This window comes from Streptosporangium sandarakinum (assembly GCF_050942225.1).
In the GTDB taxonomy this organism is placed as follows: Bacteria; Actinomycetota; Actinomycetes; order Streptosporangiales; family Streptosporangiaceae; genus Streptosporangium; species Streptosporangium nondiastaticum.
The window spans coordinates 1,838,723-1,854,612 of record NZ_CP192034.1; the positions used below are offsets into that span (position 1 = coordinate 1,838,723).

The following is a 15,890-nucleotide window of genomic DNA, read 5'->3' on the forward strand; positions in this document are numbered from 1 at the left end:
GACTTTCCCGAACCCGTACGGTTCGCGACGATTCGCGTATGGCAGTGCACGCGCGCACGTCCAGCCGGCCGACAGAAGGTGTCGCGCACGTCGCGACCCAGCTCTCCCACTGGCCCGCCCTTGCGCTGAAACGCACCCGCAGGGGCATCGGCTTCAGGTCCGGAGGCCGGGAGATCGTCAGGATGCGCGGGGACCACACCGCGGAACTGCTGCTCACCACCGGCGTCATCGACCGCTGGGCCAGGGTCCTCACCGACTGCCGGCGCGTCGTCCCGGGCAGCGGGGACGGCTGGGTGTCCATGGCCATCGACGGCAGGGCCGACGCCGAGCTCTTCCTCTCACTGGTCAGCGTGGCGATCAAGGCCAACCAGGGCGACGCCGACCCGGCCTGACGCCGTACGGCGTCAGCCCAGGGTGGCCGTGGCCAGCCGCGCCCCGAAGCCGATGAACAGCGCGCCCACACCCGAGGTGAGCCCGGCCGACAGCCTGCGGCGCGACCGGAACTGGGAGGCCAGGAAGCTCCCGGCGAAGATCAGCGTCGACAGGTACAGCACGCTGAAGAGCTGGCAGATCGCCCCCAGGATCAGGAACGACAGCGCCGGGCTGCCGTAGGAGGGGTCCACGAACTGGATGAAGAAGGAGATGAAGAACAGGATCGCCTTCGGGTTCATCAGGCTGATCGTCAGCGCCTTGCGGAACGGGTCCCTGGCCGGACGCCCCGCCCGCTCCTCCGCCGGCGCGGCCCCGGGAGCCTCGGCGTTCCCGTGGTTCCGCCACGAGCGCCACGCCCCGCGCAGCATCTGCACGCCGATCCACGCCAGGTAGGCGCCCCCGGCGTACTTGACGACGTTGAACAGCATCGGCTCGGCCCGCAGCGCCGAGGCGGCCCCGGCCGCCGCGAGGACCATCAGGACGGTGTCACCGAGGAACACCCCCATGGCCCCCCGGTAGCCCTGGCGCACCCCGTGCTGCGCGGCGGTGCTGAGCACGTAGAGGGAGTTGGGGCCGGGCAGCAGGACGATGAAGAAGGCACCGATGACGTAGGTCCAGATGTCGGTGATGCCGAAGAACATGGGAGCGCTCCAGGGGGCGAAAACAGACGAACCCAAAGTACTCCCATCGAACAATCCCTAATCACCTCTCCCGATCACCCAAGCGAAGACGTGCGCACTCTGCGTGACATTTCATGCGCGGATTTCAGTCGCTTCCCGGCGCCCGTCATCCGCGACCTCCTCAAGGACTGACGGGCACGGAGACGGACGGGATCGCGGCGTGGGCGGGTTCAGTCGCCGGCCAGGGGCTGGACCCGGTGGGCCACCACGGTGGAGAGGGTGATCACCGTGCTGCTGCGCCGTATGCCGGGGATGGCCAGCATCCGGTCGATGACCCGCTGGATGTGCTCGTGGTCGCGGCCGGCGATCCGGCACCAGACGTCGCCGGGGCCGGTGACGATGTGCGCCTCCATGACCTCGGGGATCACCTCCAGCGCGGCGGAGATGTCGGGCCGGGAGACCTGCTCGACCTCCAGCGTGGTGAACGCCTGCACCGGGTAGCCGAGGGCGCGCGGGGAGAGGTTGGGCCCGAAGTCGACGATCACCCCGTCGGCGACCATCCGGTCCAGCCGGGCCTGGACCGTTCCCCGGGCGACCCCCAGGATGCGGGAGATCTCCAGCAGTCCGCTGCGCGGCCGTTCCCTGACCAGGCGGAGCACCCTGCGGTCGAGTTCGTCCAGGCCGTTCCGGCCGGCCCTTCTGGCTGCCAATCTGCTCACCTCCGCGTACCCCGCGACGACGGAAACTGACGATCTGGCAGTGTTCCGGACGGGGTGTTGCCCTATTTTTCACCGCCATTCAGACTACGCGCGCACATATGGCGAAAAAGGAGGCATCGTGCCGCGCGAGCACAGCTACCCGTTCATCCCTTACCGGCCCACCCGCTACCTTGAGGACGAGATGGTGGCCCGGGGGCGGGAGTTCTACGAGCACATGGACCGGCGGCGGAGCGTGCGGTTCTTCAGCGACGAGCCGGTGCCCCGCGAGTGCGTCGAGCTGGCGATCCGGGCCGCCAACACCGCCCCCTCCGGGGCCCACCAGCAGCCGTGGAAGTTCATCCTGATCGGCGACCCCGAGACCAGGAGGCGGATCAGGGAGGCGGCCGAGGTCGAGGAGCGCAAGAACTACGAGGAGGGGCGGCTGACGCCTGAGTGGCGCGCCGCCCTGGCACCCCTGGAGACCGGCCCGGAGAAGGACTACCTGGAGACCGTGCCCTGGCTGGTGGTCTGCTTCGCGGAGAAGTACGGCGTGCGCCCCGACGGCACGCGGGTCAAGCACTACTACGTCAACGAGAGCGTCGGCATCGCCTGCGGCTTCTTCATCGCGGCCCTGCACGCGATGGGGCTGTCCACCCTCACCCACACCCCCAACCCGATGGCGTTCCTGAGCGACATCTGCGGGCGGCCGGCCAACGAGCGGCCCTACATCCTCTTCCCGGTGGGCTACGCCGCCCACGACGCGGAGGTCCCCGACCTGGCCCGCAAGCCGCTGCCGGACGTCATGGCCTGAAGGAGCCTGAAGGAGCCTGAATGGGCCTGGAGGGGTCTGAAGGGGTCCGAGGAGAGCTGAGAGGGAGTTGACGGGGTGACGCGCCGGGCGCGTCACCCCGTCTCGTTTCGGCCTTGTTTTGGGTCTTGTGAAGGACGGTTGTCAAGGCTACGATCACGACAACTCTTAGGAAACTTTCCTAAAAGATGAGTCGAATGGGGATGCCGATGACCCGTTCACCAACCCAGGACGCCTTCTGACCAGCGCGGACGCCGCCGACTCCGGCGGCGGCGTCCGCGCCCCCGCGCCACCCGGCGCGGCACCGTACCGATGACCGCCCCGGGCGGCCACCCGCGCGGCGCGACGGTGAACCCGTCCGTCTTGACCGCGCCTGAAAACCCGACCGCGCCGGAAAGCCTGACCACGCGCAAAGCCTGACCGCGCGCAAAGCCTGGCCGCGCCGGAAAGCCTGACCACGCGCAAAGCCTGACCACGCCGGAAAACCCGACCGCGCGGAAACCCTGACCGCGCCGGAAAGCCAACCGCCCCGCCCCCGTGGTCCCGCCGCCGGCGGGACGTGACACCCCCCGACAGAAGGAACAGCGAATGAGACTTCGTCGAACAGCAGCCGCGGCCCTGGCCGCACTCCTGACCGCGCTCGGCACGGCCGCGGTCGCGGCGCCCGCCGGGGCGGCGGCGTCCCCCACGGCCGCCTTCACCAAGGTCTCCGACTGGGGCACCGGCTTCGAGGGCAAGTACACGATCACCAACGGCGGCACCACCCCCATCAACGGCTGGTCGGTGGCCTTCGACCTGCCCTCCGGCGCCTCCGTCGGCTCCTTCTGGGACGCCGCCATGACCCGCAGCGGGCAGCGCTTCACCTTCACCAACGTCGGCTGGAACGGCACCCTGGCCCCCGGCGCGTCCGCGAGCTTCGGCTTCAACGGCAGCCCCGGTGGCGCCACCCCGTCCAACTGCACGCTCAACGGCAACCCCTGCGGCGGAGGCACCGGCAACCCCGGCGCCCCGGGCACGCCCGGAACGGTGACCACGACCTCGACCAACACCTCGATCACCCTGTCCTGGGGCGCCTCCAGCGGCACGGTCACCGGCTACCGCGTCTACGAGGGCTCGGCGCTCAAGACCACCGTCACCGGCACCACCGCCACCATCTCCGGCCTCGGAACCTGTGAGTCGCACAGCTACACCGTCAAGGCGTACAGCGGCACCGGCGAGTCGGCCGGCAGCACCGCCAGCGCCACCACCACGGGCTGCACCAACCCGGACCCCGGCGGCAAGATGCCCGGCGCCCCCTACCTCTACACGGGCTGGGGCAACCCGCCCAGCCCGGCCACGGTCATGGGCGCCACCGGCATCAAGTCCTTCACCATGGCCTTCATCCTCGCCCAGAACGGCTGCAACCCCGCCTGGGACGGCCAGCGCCCGCTGACCGGTGGCGCCGACCAGGCCGCCATCAACCAGATCAAGGCCGCCGGCGGTAGCGTCCAGGTCTCCTTCGGCGGCTGGCAGGGCAACAAGCTCGGCCCCAACTGCTCCACCCCCCAGGCGTTCGCCGGAGCCGTGCAGAAGGTCATCGACGCCGTCGGTCCCGCGGTGGTCGACTTCGACATCGAGAACACCGACGAGTTCGAGAACTACACCGTCCAGGACCGCATCCTCAACGGTCTGAAGATCGTCAAGGCGGCCAACCCCGGCGTCAAGGTGGTCGTGACCTTCGGCACCGCCACCACCGGCCCGACCGCCCCCGGCATCCGCCTGATCAACCAGGCCAAGGCGCTGGGCGTGCCGATCGACAACTACACGATCATGCCGTTCGACTTCGGCGGCGGCGCCAACATGTACCAGAGCACGATCAACGCCGCCGAGGGCCTGAAGAACGCGCTGAAGTCCGCCAACGGCTGGACCGACGCCCAGGCCTACGCCCACATGGGCATCTCCGGCATGAACGGCCTGTCCGACCAGCAGGAGCAGACCTCCCCGGCGCAGTGGACCCAGATCCGCGACTGGGCGAACTCCAAGGGCCTGACCCGCCTCGCGTTCTGGTCGGTCAACCGCGACCGCCCCTGCCCCGGCGGCGGCGTCCAGGAGAACTGCAGCGGGATCGCCCAGGCCGACTGGGAGTTCACCCGGATCACCGCGGGCTTCTGACCCCACCCGCCGGGCCCGCCCGCGGGGAGGCCGTACGGCCCGCTCACAGGAGAACCGTACGGCCGCCCGCCGGGGGCCGGCCCGCCACCCCGGCCCCCTTCCCCGGCGCGTCGGCCCCTCTCCCCGGTGCGGCCCCGCCCCACAGGGCGCGGGGCCGCACCCCGGAAGACCACCCCAGCTCATCCCTTCACGACCCTTGCGGGGCAAGAGATGAACCTCAGGAAACTCGCGGCGGCCGCCGTACTGGCCCTGGGCGCGGCGACGCTCGCCGCGCCGCCCGCGCACGCCGCCGACATCATGACCAACTCCGGGTTCGAGGACGGCCTGACCGGGTGGACCTGCTCGGCCTCCTCGGCCGCGACGACGGTGTCCTCCCCGGTGCACGGCGGCGCCAGGGCGCTGCAGGCCACCGCCCAGGGAGCCGACACCGCCCGCTGCGGGCAGAAGGTCGCCGTCAAGCCGTCCTCGTCGTACTCGCTGTCGGCCTGGGTGCGCGGCGGCTATGTCTTCCTGGGCGCGACCGGCACCGGCACCACCGACCCCAGCACGTGGACCTCCTCACCGTCGGCCTACACGCGGCTGACCACGTCGTTCACCACCGGCCCGTCCACCACCTCGGTGACCGTGTACGTCAACTCCTGGTACGGCCAGGGCGCCTACCAGGCCGACGACCTCGTCCTCGACGGACCGCCCGGCGAGGGCCTCCCGGGCGACACCGTCCCGCCCACCGTCCCGGCGAACCTCACCGTGGGCGGCGCCACCGCCACCTCGCTGGCCCTCTCCTGGTCCGCCTCCACCGACGACTCCGGCACCGTGGCCCGCTACGAGGTCTCCCGCGACGGCGGCGCGCCGGTCGCCGTGGGCTCCGCCACCTCCCACACGGCCACCGGCCTGTCGCCCAGCACCGCCTACTCCTTCCGGGTCCGGGCCTGCGACCCCTCGGGCAACTGCTCGGCCTACGGCCCGCAGGCGAGCGGGACGACCACCGGTGACACCAACCCGCAGCCCGGCGGAGAGATCCGCTACGCCCCCTACATCGACATCACCATGCCCACGCCCTCGCTGGCGGGCGCCGCCACCGCGACCGGGGTGAAGAACTACACCCTCGCCTTCGCCCTCGGCGACAGCACCGGCTGCAACCCGGCCTGGGGCGGCACCATCCCGATCAACGACCCGCGGATCATCGGTGACGTCCGGGCGCTCCAGGCCCAGGGCGGGCAGGTGATCGTGGCCACCGGGGGCGCCCAGGGCCCGTACCTGGAGCACACCTGCGCCAGCTCCGCCGCGCTGCTCACCGCGTACAAGAAGGTCCTCGACGCGGTCGGCACGAACCACCTCGACGTCGACGTCGAGGCGTCGATCGACGCGGCCAAGGTCAACACCGCGCTCAAGCAGCTCCAGGCCGAACGCGGCACCGTGGTGAGCTACACCCTCCGGGTCCAGGGCCAGGACTACGGCGTGGACCCGTTCTCGCTGTCGATCCTGCAGGACGCGGCGGCCAAGGGGCTCAACGTGATCGTCAACCCGATGCTGATGAACTTCGGCTACACCGGCGACTGGGGCGACGCGATGATCAAAGCCGCCGAGGCGACGCTCGCGCAGATGAAGACGGTCTGGCCGGCGAAGACCGACGCCCAGCTCAAAAAGATGCTCGGCCTGACCCCGATGATCGGCAAGAACGACACCGGCATGACCACCACCCAGGCGAACGCCCGCAAGCTGCTCTCCTGGGCCAACACCAACCACGTCGGCTTCATCGGCTTCTGGTCCGCCGGACGCGACAACGGTGGCTGCCCCAACGGCCAGGTGTCGCCCACCTGCAGCGGGGTCGCCCAGTCGCCCTGGGAGTTCACCGGCATCTTCAAGGGGTTCACCGGCTGACGGCCGGGGGCCCGGATCCCGTCCAGGGTCGGGCATGACCCGCGAAAGCCCCTCGCCGCCGGGAGAGACGGACTCCCGGCGGCGAGGTCATGCCCGTGACACTCACCTTTGGTGACCGAAAGTGACGATTCGACCTCTCTCCGCGAAGAAACCTGGAAGAATGAACTCGTTTCGCGGCCCGAGTGGTCCCTTCCCCCTGACTTCCGGCACTCTGGTAGACGTCATGGACTACGCAATCCAAACGGGGTTCGTCCTCGCCGCAGGTGTCGTGCTCGCGCTGGTCGCCCAGTGGCGGCACTGGCGTCCGTCGCTGACCATGGCGATCGCGGTCGGAATCGTGTTCCGTCTGCTGATCATGGCCGCCGCGGCGGACAGCCGATGGCAGCCGGTCGACTTCGTGAACAGCTTCAAGCCCGCGGGCGTGGCGGTCCTGAACCACCAGGACCCCGTCCTCGGCAGCAACGGCGGCTGGCACTTCCTGCCGACCATCCCGTACGTGTACGGCCTGCTGCTCTGGCTGGGCATCCCGTGGGAGATCGCCGGTCGGCTCGTCACCGTGGTGGCCGACATCGCGCTGATCCCCCTGGTCGGCAAACTCGCCGGGGGACGCGACGCCTCGCTGCGCGCCTTCCAGTACGCCTGCAACCCCCTGGCCCTCCTCGTCGCGTGCGTCCACGGCCAGGTCGAGCCGGTCGCGCTGGCCTTCGGCGTCGCCGCGTTCGTGGTGGCCCGCGGCCCGGGCCCGGCCGAGCGCCCCGGCCTCGTCAACGACCCCATCGCCATGACCCGGCAGAGCATTTCCGCCCTCGGGTTCCGCGGCGCCGTACGGCAGGCACTGGCGGCGGCGCCGGAGACGGTGCGCCTGGCGCTGCGTCCCGGCCCCGGCGACCGGGCCGGCCTGCGCCGCGCCCTGTTCGCCGGCCTGCTGATGGGCCTCGCCCTGTGCGCCAAGAGCTGGCCCATCTGGCTGATCCCCGGCATGCTCCTGTTCCTGCCGACCGTCCGCGCCCGCGTCGTCGCCTTCGTGGCCACCGGCATCGCGCCGGTGTTCTTCATCGTGACCCTGCCGATCTTCGCCGGGACCTCCCTGAGCCAGATCCCCGAGGTCCTCAAGGTGATGAAGAGCATCCGCCCCATCGTCGGAGAGTGGAGCTACAGCGCCCTCCTGGTCGGCGGCGACTGGACGCTCCACCAGGGGATCGCCACGTTCGGCACGTGGCTGATCTACTTCACGCTCGTGGTGGTCGCCATCCTGTGGCGCCGCGCCGACCCGGTGGACGTCACCACGGCCCTGCTGCTCGCCTTCATGGTCGCCACCCCCCGGCTCGGCGCGCAGTACCTGCTGTGGTTCATGCCGTTCCTGGTCGCCCGTCCCACCCGCTTCGCGTGGCCCGCGATCCTCGGCGTCTCCTTCTGGGCGGCGTACGGCTACCTCTACATGACTCAGTACCGCGGCCTGGAGTGGGGCGCGCTGCACTCGGTCTGGGCGCAGTGCTCCATCGTGCTCCTGCCGGTCCTCATCGCGGCGATGCCCTGGAGCCGCCGCGTCTCCGAGGCGCAGGTCCCCGCACCGCGTACGGCACCGCAGAAGACCGCCCCGGCGGCCATCTGAGTTCTCCGGAAGGGCGGAGGATAGGCTCCGGTGGGCATGAGAGAAGATCTGGAGATTCTGCGCTACACCGCCTTCACGCACGACCCCGAAGGGGGCAACCCCGCCGGAATCGTCCTGGACGCCGGTGACCTCTCCGACGCCGAGATGCTCGCCATCGCCGCCGAGGTCGGCTACTCCGAGACGGCCTTCGTGACCGGCGGCGACGCCGAGAGCCGCACCTTTCAGCTCCGCTACTTCGCCCCCTCCGCGGAGGTCGCCTTCTGCGGGCACGTCACGATCGCCACCGCGGTGGTGATGGCCCAACGGCTCGGCGCCGGTCCGCTGGTCTTCCACACCCCGGCCGGTGAGATCGCCGTGGACACCGGGATCGAGGACGGTGTACTCCGCGCCACGCTCACCAGCGTCCCCACCCGCTCCCGGCCCGTGGAGGAGGAGGTGCTCGACGCGACCCTCACCGCGCTCCGCTGGTCCCGCGACGACCTCGACCCGGCCTTCCCGCCGCACGTCGCCTTCGGCGGGAACGACCATCTCATGCTCGCAGCCGCGACCCGTGAGCGCCTGGCGGACCTCGACTACGACTTCGACGCGCTGCGGTCGATCATGACCCGCAACGGCTGGACGACGGTGCACCTCTTCTGGCGTGAGAGCGACCTGCGGTTCCACGCGCGTGACCCCTTCCCGGTGGGCGGGGTCGTGGAGGATGCCGCGACGGGGGCCGCGGCGGCCGCGTTCGGCGGCTACCTCCGGGTGCTGGGCACCGGGTCCGACGAGTTCACCATCCTCCAGGGGGTGGACATGGGACGACCGAGCATCCTGAGGGTGTCGATCGCCTCCCCGGACGGCCGCAGCCGGGTGAGCGGGGGAGCCGTGGAACTGCCCGCGCCGTCCCCGGCCTGACCTCCGGCGCGTCCCCACGACGTGCTCCGGTTCCGCGGGAACGGCGGTCGTACGCTCATTCGTGGTGCTTACGACGCCGTTTCCCGTGCGGCCTCACGGCGTCGCGGGCCGGTCCTCGCCGGGGTCGTGCCCGGAGACCAGGGCCGCCGCCCACTCGCCTTCGGGGTCGCTGTCGATCAGCAGTGCCCGGACCAGCAGGCTGAGCGGGATGGCCAGCAGCGCGCCCAGCGGACCGAGTACGAACGCCCACACCAGCAGGGACAGGAGCGTCATGGTCGTGGACAGGCCGACGGCGTCGCCGAGGAACTTGGGCTGGATCAGCGACTGCACGACGAAGTTGATCAGGATGTAGGAGAGGACCACCAGGAGCAGGGTCTTGGGTCCACCCACGAGGAGGCCGAGCAGCGCCGGCGGTATCAGGCCGATGACGAACCCGATGTTGGGAATGTAGTTCGTGATCAGCGCCAGCACGCCCCACAGCAGCGGAAGAGGCACGCCGAGCAGCCAGAGCGCGGTCGCGTCCAGCGCCGAGCAGATCAGCCCGAACACCGTGGAGACGACGAGGTAACGGCGGGTCTTGCGGGCGAAGCCGGTGAGGGCGCTGATGAGCAGGGGGCGCCGCGCGGCTCCCTTCCGGAGCAGCCGGGAGAAACCCGGGGCGTCGAGACACATGGCCAGCAAGAGCACGACGATGAGGACCAGGCCCGAGAAGACGCTGAGAAGACCGGCGGCGAATCCCTGGAGCAGCTGGAAGATCTTCCCAGGATCGAGCGACCGGATCGCCTGGTTCACCTGGTCGGTGCCGATGCCGAGCCGCGCAGCCAGTTGCTGGGCGTCCACCACGAGCTGTTCGAACTGGCTGCTGTAGGTGGTGGCGAGGGTGGCCAGCTGCGCGACCGAGAGCGTCAGGATCGCGACCATGCCGAGCAACAGGAGCAGCACCAGGGCCAGCGGGACCGCCACCAGCGTCCATCCGGGCGCGCCGCGCCTCTGGAGCATGCCGCGGACCGGAGAGACCGCGAGGACGAGAACCAGGGCGAGGAGCACCGGTCCGACGATCGAACCGACCTCCCGTACACCGGCCAGTGTGATCACGGCGCTTGCGGCGCAGAGCAGCACGATGAGCGCTCTGGGGAGGAGCCTTTGGTCCGTCATACCGCCACCACTACCCGCAGAAGAGAAAGGTTTCCTCGGGGGAGGGCGTTGATTTGACGGAAGGGGCGGCCCTACATAGAGTTCACAAGCCCGAGAGCGCCGGTGGAGATCACCGGGAGCTCGGGACCTCCCCTGATGAGCCTCCTCCTGTTGGGATCTTTGTGTCCTGGTGGGATTCGGTTTGACGAAGACCGAATGCTGGAGTAAGTTAGAGGGGTTGCCCTGGAGACGGGGCGGTCGAGATCCGCTGCGGATCCGACGGGTGCGGGTCGGCTGACGCGAAAGCGACAGTTTGACACAAACCAGGCGGAACTGCTAAGATTGAGACGCGAAACGAATGCCCCGGAAGGCGGATCGACGATCCGGACCGACGGTGAACGCGTCCGTTTCTTGAGAACTCAACAGTGTGTTAAAAGCCAGTGCATGATGCACAACCCCGTCCCACCCGCTTCGGTGGGAGGACGGATTCCTTTGGTTGATGCACCTCGTCTCCTTTGCCGGGACGGGGATGCTTTCAGCCGGGAGAAACTCTGTAGACATTGTTTGGAGAGTTTGATCCTGGCTCAGGACGAACGCTGGCGGCGTGCTTAACACATGCAAGTCGAGCGGAAAGGCCCTTCGGGGTACTCGAGCGGCGAACGGGTGAGTAACACGTGAGTAACCTGCCCCTGACTCTGGGATAAGCCCGGGAAACTGGGTCTAATACCGGATACGACACGCTTCCGCATGGGATGCGTGTGGAAAGTCTTTTCGGTTGGGGATGGACTCGCGGCCTATCAGCTTGTTGGTGGGGTAACGGCCTACCAAGGCGACGACGGGTAGCCGGCCTGAGAGGGCGACCGGCCACACTGGGACTGAGACACGGCCCAGACTCCTACGGGAGGCAGCAGTGGGGAATATTGCGCAATGGGCGGAAGCCTGACGCAGCGACGCCGCGTGGGGGATGACGGCCTTCGGGTTGTAAACCTCTTTCAGCAGGGACGAAGTTGACGTGTACCTGCAGAAGAAGCGCCGGCTAACTACGTGCCAGCAGCCGCGGTAATACGTAGGGCGCAAGCGTTGTCCGGAATTATTGGGCGTAAAGAGCTCGTAGGTGGCTTGTCGCGTCGGATGTGAAAGCTTGGGGCTTAACTCCAGGTCTGCATTCGATACGGGCTGGCTAGAGGTAGGCAGGGGAGAACGGAATTCCTGGTGTAGCGGTGAAATGCGCAGATATCAGGAGGAACACCGGTGGCGAAGGCGGTTCTCTGGGCCTTACCTGACGCTGAGGAGCGAAAGCGTGGGGAGCGAACAGGATTAGATACCCTGGTAGTCCACGCCGTAAACGTTGGGCGCTAGGTGTGGGGGCCTTCCACGGTTTCCGCGCCGTAGCTAACGCATTAAGCGCCCCGCCTGGGGAGTACGGCCGCAAGGCTAAAACTCAAAGGAATTGACGGGGGCCCGCACAAGCGGCGGAGCATGTTGCTTAATTCGACGCAACGCGAAGAACCTTACCAAGGCTTGACATCGCCCGGAAAGCTCTGGAGACAGAGCCCTCTTCGGACTGGGTGACAGGTGGTGCATGGCTGTCGTCAGCTCGTGTCGTGAGATGTTGGGTTAAGTCCCGCAACGAGCGCAACCCTTGCTCCATGTTGCCAGCACGCCCTTCGGGGTGGTGGGGACTCATGGGGGACTGCCGGGGTCAACTCGGAGGAAGGTGGGGATGACGTCAAGTCATCATGCCCCTTATGTCTTGGGCTGCAAACATGCTACAATGGCCGGTACAGAGGGTTGCGATACCGCAAGGTGGAGCGAATCCCTAAAAGCCGGTCTCAGTTCGGATTGGGGTCTGCAACTCGACCCCATGAAGTCGGAGTCGCTAGTAATCGCAGATCAGCAACGCTGCGGTGAATACGTTCCCGGGCCTTGTACACACCGCCCGTCACGTCACGAAAGTCGGCAACACCCGAAGCCCGTGGCCCAACCCTTTGGGGGGAGCGGTCGAAGGTGGGGCTGGCGATTGGGACGAAGTCGTAACAAGGTAGCCGTACCGGAAGGTGCGGCTGGATCACCTCCTTTCTAAGGAGCATCCGATCAGCCGGCCCGCTCAGCGAGCGAGTCGATCTGATCCAGCCACGGTCGCAGGCGAGTGTCCTGCGCGTGGCGCGCTCATTAGTGGAGCACTGGCTAGTCAGTCGGACCGGGTCGCCGGGCCGCTAGTACCGCCCCTGTATGGGGGAGTGGGAACGGGGTCGTCGGGGTGAGGTCCGGGTGAACACACTGTTGGGTCCTGAGGAAACGGACCAGGCGGGCCCGCTGTTCGGGCGGGCTCGCTGGTTTGGTTTTCCCTCTGCGGGACCGTCCGCCTGTCATACCGGCTTGAGCTTGGTAGAGGTTGTCTCTGCTGGGTTCGGGTGTCTGGTGGTGGGGTCGTGATGGTCGCTGCGTGTTGTTTGAGATTTGCATAGTGGACGCGAGCATCTTTGTGGCCAAGTTTTTTAGGGCACACGGTGGATGCCTTGGCATCAGGAGCCGATGAAGGACGTGGGAGGCTGCGTTAAGCCCCGGGGAGTCGCCAACCAGACGTTGATCCGGGGATGTCCGAATGGGGAAACCTAGCACCAGTCATGTGGTGTTGCCTCCGCCTGAATGTATAGGGCGGTTGGTGGTAACGCGGGGAAGTGAAACATCTCAGTACCCGTAGGAAGAGAAAACAAATAGTGATTCCGTGAGTAGTGGTGAGCGAAAGCGGAAGAGGCTAAACCGGGCGCGTGTTAAAGCCGGCGGGCGTTGCGTGTTCGGGGTTGTGGGACCTTCTTGTGGTTTCTGCCGGAGCCACGAGCAGTGAGAAATCGATGGGGTAGCCGAAGCTTCTGGGAAGGGGCGCCGGAGACCGTGAGAGCCGGGTAGGCGAAATCCTGTCGACTGCTGGAGGGGATCCCAAGTAGCACGGGGCCCGAGAAATCCTGTGTGAATCTGCCAGGACCACCTGGTAAGCCTAAATACTCCCTGATGACCGATAGTGCACTAGTACCGTGAGGGAAAGGTGAAAAGTGCCCCGGTGAGGGGTCGTGAAATAGTACCTGAAACCGTGTGCCTACAAGCCGTAGGAGCGTAGACACTCTTCGGGGTGTCTGTGATGTGACTGCGTGCCTTTTGAAGAATGAGCCTGCGAGTTGTGGTGTGTGGCGAGGTTAACCCGTGTGGGGTAGCCGTAGCGAAAGCGAGTCTGAATAGGGCGTTTGAGTCGCATGCTGCAGACCCGAAGCGGAGTGATCTAGGCATGGGCAGGTTGAAGCGCGGGTAAGACCGCGTGGAGGACCGAACCCACCAGGGTTGAAAACCTGGGGGATGACCTGTGTTTAGGGGTGAAAGGCCAATCAAACTCCGTGATAGCTGGTTCTCCCCGAAATGCATTTAGGTGCAGCGTCGCGTGTTTCTTGCCGGAGGTAGAGCACTGGATGGCCGATGGGCCCGACAAGGTTACTGACGTCAGCCAAACTCCGAATGCCGGTAAGTGAGAGCGTGGCAGTGAGACTGCGGGGGATAAGCTCCGTAGTCGAGAGGGAAACAGCCCAGACCACCGACTAAGGCCCCTAAGCGTGTGCTAAGTGGGAAAGGATGTGGAGTCGCAGTGACAACCAGGAGGTTGGCTTAGAAGCAGCCACCCTTGAAAGAGTGCGTAATAGCTCACTGGTCAAGTGATTCTGCGCCGACAATGTAGCGGGGCTCAAGTACACCGCCGAAGTCGTGGCATTCACACATCAACCCTGGCTTTTGTCGAGGGGTGTGGATGGGTAGGGGAGCGTCGTGCGGCCGGCGAAGCAGCGGAGTGATCCAGTTGTGGAGGCCGTGCGAGTGAGAATGCAGGCATGAGTAGCGAATCAGAAGTGAGAAACTTCTGCGCCGGATGACCAAGGGTTCCTGGGCCAGGCTAATCCGCCCAGGGTAAGTCGGGACCTAAGGCGAGGCCGACAGGCGTAGTCGATGGACAACGGGTTGATATTCCCGTACCCGCTGTGATGCGCCCATACTGAACCCAGTGATACTAAGGGTCCTTAACCCGGTCTGCTCTTCGGAGCGGGCGTCAGGGTGAACGCCTGACCTGATCTGGTAGTAGGTAAGCGATGGGGTGACGCAGGAAGGTAGCCCATCCCAGGCGATGGTTGTTCCTGGGGTAAGCGTGTAGGGAGGACCGTAGGTAAATCCGCGGTCCGTATATCCTGAGACGTGATGCCGAGCCGATTGTGGCGAAGTGGGTGATCCTATGCTGCCGAGAAAAGCCTCTAGTGAGTGTCATGGCGGCCCGTACCCGAAACCGACTCAGGTGGTCAGGTAGAGAATACCAAGGCGATCGGGTGAACTGCGGTTAAGGAACTCGGCAAATTGCCCCCGTAACTTCGGGAGAAGGGGGCCTTCGCTGGTGATGAGTCTTGCACTCGGAGCTGGTGGGGGCCGCAGAGGCCAGGGGGAAGCGACTGTTTACTAAAAACACAGGTCCGTGCGAAGTCGTAAGACGATGTATACGGACTGACGCCTGCCCGGTGCTGGAACGTTAAGGGGACCGCTTAGCATGCCTTCGGGTGTGCGAAGGTGAGAACTTAAGCGCCAGTAAACGGCGGTGGTAACTATAACCATCCTAAGGTAGCGAAATTCCTTGTCGGGTAAGTTCCGACCTGCACGAATGGCGTAACGACTTCCCCGCTGTCTCAACCGCAGACCCGGCGAAATTGCACTACGAGTAAAGATGCTCGTTACGCGCAGCAGGACGGAAAGACCCCGGGACCTTCACTACAGCTTGACATTGGCGTTTGGAACGGTTTGTGTAGGATAGGTGGGAGACGGTGAAGCTGGGACGCTAGTTCCGGTGGAGTCATTGGTGAAATACCACTCTGGTCGTTTTGGACGTCTAACTTGGGTCCGTGATCCGGATCAGGGACAGTGTCTGGTGGGTAGTTTAACTGGGGCGGTTGCCTCCTAAAGGGTAACGGAGGCGCCCAAAGGTTCCCTCAGCCTGGTTGGCAATCAGGTGTCGAGTGTAAGTGCACAAGGGAGCTTGACTGTGAGACCGGCGGGTCGAGCAGGAGCGAAAGCTGGGACTAGTGATCCGGCGGTGGCATGTGGAAGCGCCGTCGCTCAACGGCTAAAAGGTACCCCGGGGATAACAGGCTGATCTTCCCCAAGAGTCCATATCGACGGGATGGTTTGGCACCTCGATGTCGGCTCGTCGCATCCTGGGGCTGGAGTAGGTCCCAAGGGTTGGGCTGTTCGCCCATTAAAGCGGTACGCGAGCTGGGTTTAGAACGTCGCGAGACAGTTCGGTCCCTATCCGCTGCGCGCGCAGGAGACTTGAAAGGGGCTGTCCCTAGTACGAGAGGACCGGGACGGACGAACCTCTGGTGTGCCAGTTGTTCCGCCAGGAGCACGGCTGGTTGGCTACGTTCGGGAGGGATAACCGCTGAAAGCATCTAAGCGGGAAGCTTGCCTTGAGATGAGGTCTCCCACCCCGTGAGGGGGTAAGGCTCCCAATAGACGATTGGGTTGATAGGCCGGAGGTGGAAGCGCAGTAATGTGTGGAGCTGACCGGTACTAATAGGCCGAGGACTTGACCATAAAGCGTTTTGCTCGCGTCCACTGTGTGATTCTGAGGCAGCAGG

Annotated in this window: 9 protein-coding genes and 2 rRNA genes; 8 read left to right on the forward strand and 3 right to left on the reverse strand. The window is 66.3% G+C overall.

The genetic code is table 11. The features are described from left to right. The first annotated feature begins 38 nt into the window (after positions 1–38). Complete coding sequence (locus tag ACQP10_RS08800) at positions 39–392, forward strand: luciferase family protein (RefSeq protein WP_179819048.1); 354 nt, start codon at positions 39–41, stop codon at positions 390–392. Positions 393–404: 12 nt separating this feature from the next. On the opposite strand, the gene leuE is transcribed toward ACQP10_RS08800, so the two are convergent. Continuing rightward, positions 405–1,073 carry a leucine efflux protein LeuE gene (leuE, locus tag ACQP10_RS08805; RefSeq protein ID WP_179819047.1) on the reverse strand — a complete coding sequence of 223 codons (669 nt, stop codon included), beginning with the start codon at positions 1,071–1,073 and terminating at the stop codon, positions 405–407. A gap of 209 nt (positions 1,074–1,282) precedes the next feature. Beyond that, positions 1,283–1,762 carry an Lrp/AsnC family transcriptional regulator gene (locus ACQP10_RS08810; RefSeq protein ID WP_346020838.1) on the reverse strand — a complete coding sequence of 160 codons (480 nt, stop codon included), beginning with the start codon at positions 1,760–1,762 and terminating at the stop codon, positions 1,283–1,285. A gap of 127 nt (positions 1,763–1,889) precedes the next feature. On the opposite strand from ACQP10_RS08810, the gene ACQP10_RS08815 reads away from it, so the two are divergent. From ACQP10_RS08815 to ACQP10_RS08835, 5 genes are all read left to right on the forward strand, one after another. Continuing rightward, entirely contained in the window at positions 1,890–2,561 is a 672-nt protein-coding gene (locus ACQP10_RS08815) for a nitroreductase family protein (protein ID WP_399499817.1), read from the forward strand. Positions 2,562–3,146: 585 nt separating this feature from the next. Further along, complete coding sequence (locus tag ACQP10_RS08820) at positions 3,147–4,709, forward strand: cellulose binding domain-containing protein (protein WP_433541188.1); 1,563 nt, start codon at positions 3,147–3,149, stop codon at positions 4,707–4,709. 210 nt (positions 4,710–4,919) lie between these two features. Next, complete coding sequence (locus tag ACQP10_RS08825; protein WP_433541189.1) at positions 4,920–6,590, forward strand: carbohydrate binding domain-containing protein; 1,671 nt, start codon at positions 4,920–4,922, stop codon at positions 6,588–6,590. 223 nt (positions 6,591–6,813) lie between these two features. Further along, positions 6,814–8,202, forward strand: coding sequence for a hypothetical protein (locus ACQP10_RS08830; protein ID WP_433541190.1), 1,389 nt, complete (start codon positions 6,814–6,816; stop codon positions 8,200–8,202). Positions 8,203–8,238: 36 nt separating this feature from the next. Further along, positions 8,239–9,099, forward strand: coding sequence for a PhzF family phenazine biosynthesis protein (locus ACQP10_RS08835; protein WP_389994261.1), 861 nt, complete (start codon positions 8,239–8,241; stop codon positions 9,097–9,099). Positions 9,100–9,192: 93 nt separating this feature from the next. On the opposite strand, the gene ACQP10_RS08840 is transcribed toward ACQP10_RS08835, so the two are convergent. Beyond that, a complete protein-coding gene (locus ACQP10_RS08840) occupies positions 9,193–10,254 on the reverse strand; it encodes an AI-2E family transporter (RefSeq protein ID WP_346020832.1) in 1,062 nt (353 codons plus the stop codon). A 540-nt stretch (positions 10,255–10,794) separates the two neighbouring features. Here ACQP10_RS08840 and ACQP10_RS08845 point away from each other — a divergent pair. Both ACQP10_RS08845 and ACQP10_RS08850 read left to right on the forward strand, forming a co-directional pair. Beyond that, a 16S ribosomal RNA gene (locus ACQP10_RS08845) occupies positions 10,795–12,312 on the forward strand. A 408-nt stretch (positions 12,313–12,720) separates the two neighbouring features. After that, positions 12,721–15,846 (forward strand): 23S ribosomal RNA (locus ACQP10_RS08850). Together the 16S and 23S rRNA genes form the textbook arrangement of a ribosomal RNA operon. Positions 15,847–15,890 lie beyond the last annotated feature (44 nt).

Bases quoted from the DNA above. Each gene is read 5' to 3' on its own strand.
- ACQP10_RS08800 (WP_179819048.1), top strand. From the start codon at position 39: ATGGCAGTGCACGCGCGCACGTCCAGCCGGCCGACAGAAGGTGTCGCG.
- leuE (WP_179819047.1), bottom strand. From the start codon at position 1,073: ATGTTCTTCGGCATCACCGACATCTGGACCTACGTCATCGGTGCCTTC.
- ACQP10_RS08820 (WP_433541188.1), top strand. From the start codon at position 3,147: ATGAGACTTCGTCGAACAGCAGCCGCGGCCCTGGCCGCACTCCTGACC.
- ACQP10_RS08825 (WP_433541189.1), top strand. From the start codon at position 4,920: ATGAACCTCAGGAAACTCGCGGCGGCCGCCGTACTGGCCCTGGGCGCG.
- ACQP10_RS08830 (WP_433541190.1), top strand. From the start codon at position 6,814: ATGGACTACGCAATCCAAACGGGGTTCGTCCTCGCCGCAGGTGTCGTG.
- ACQP10_RS08835 (WP_389994261.1), top strand. From the start codon at position 8,239: ATGAGAGAAGATCTGGAGATTCTGCGCTACACCGCCTTCACGCACGAC.
- ACQP10_RS08840 (WP_346020832.1), bottom strand. From the start codon at position 10,254: ATGACGGACCAAAGGCTCCTCCCCAGAGCGCTCATCGTGCTGCTCTGC.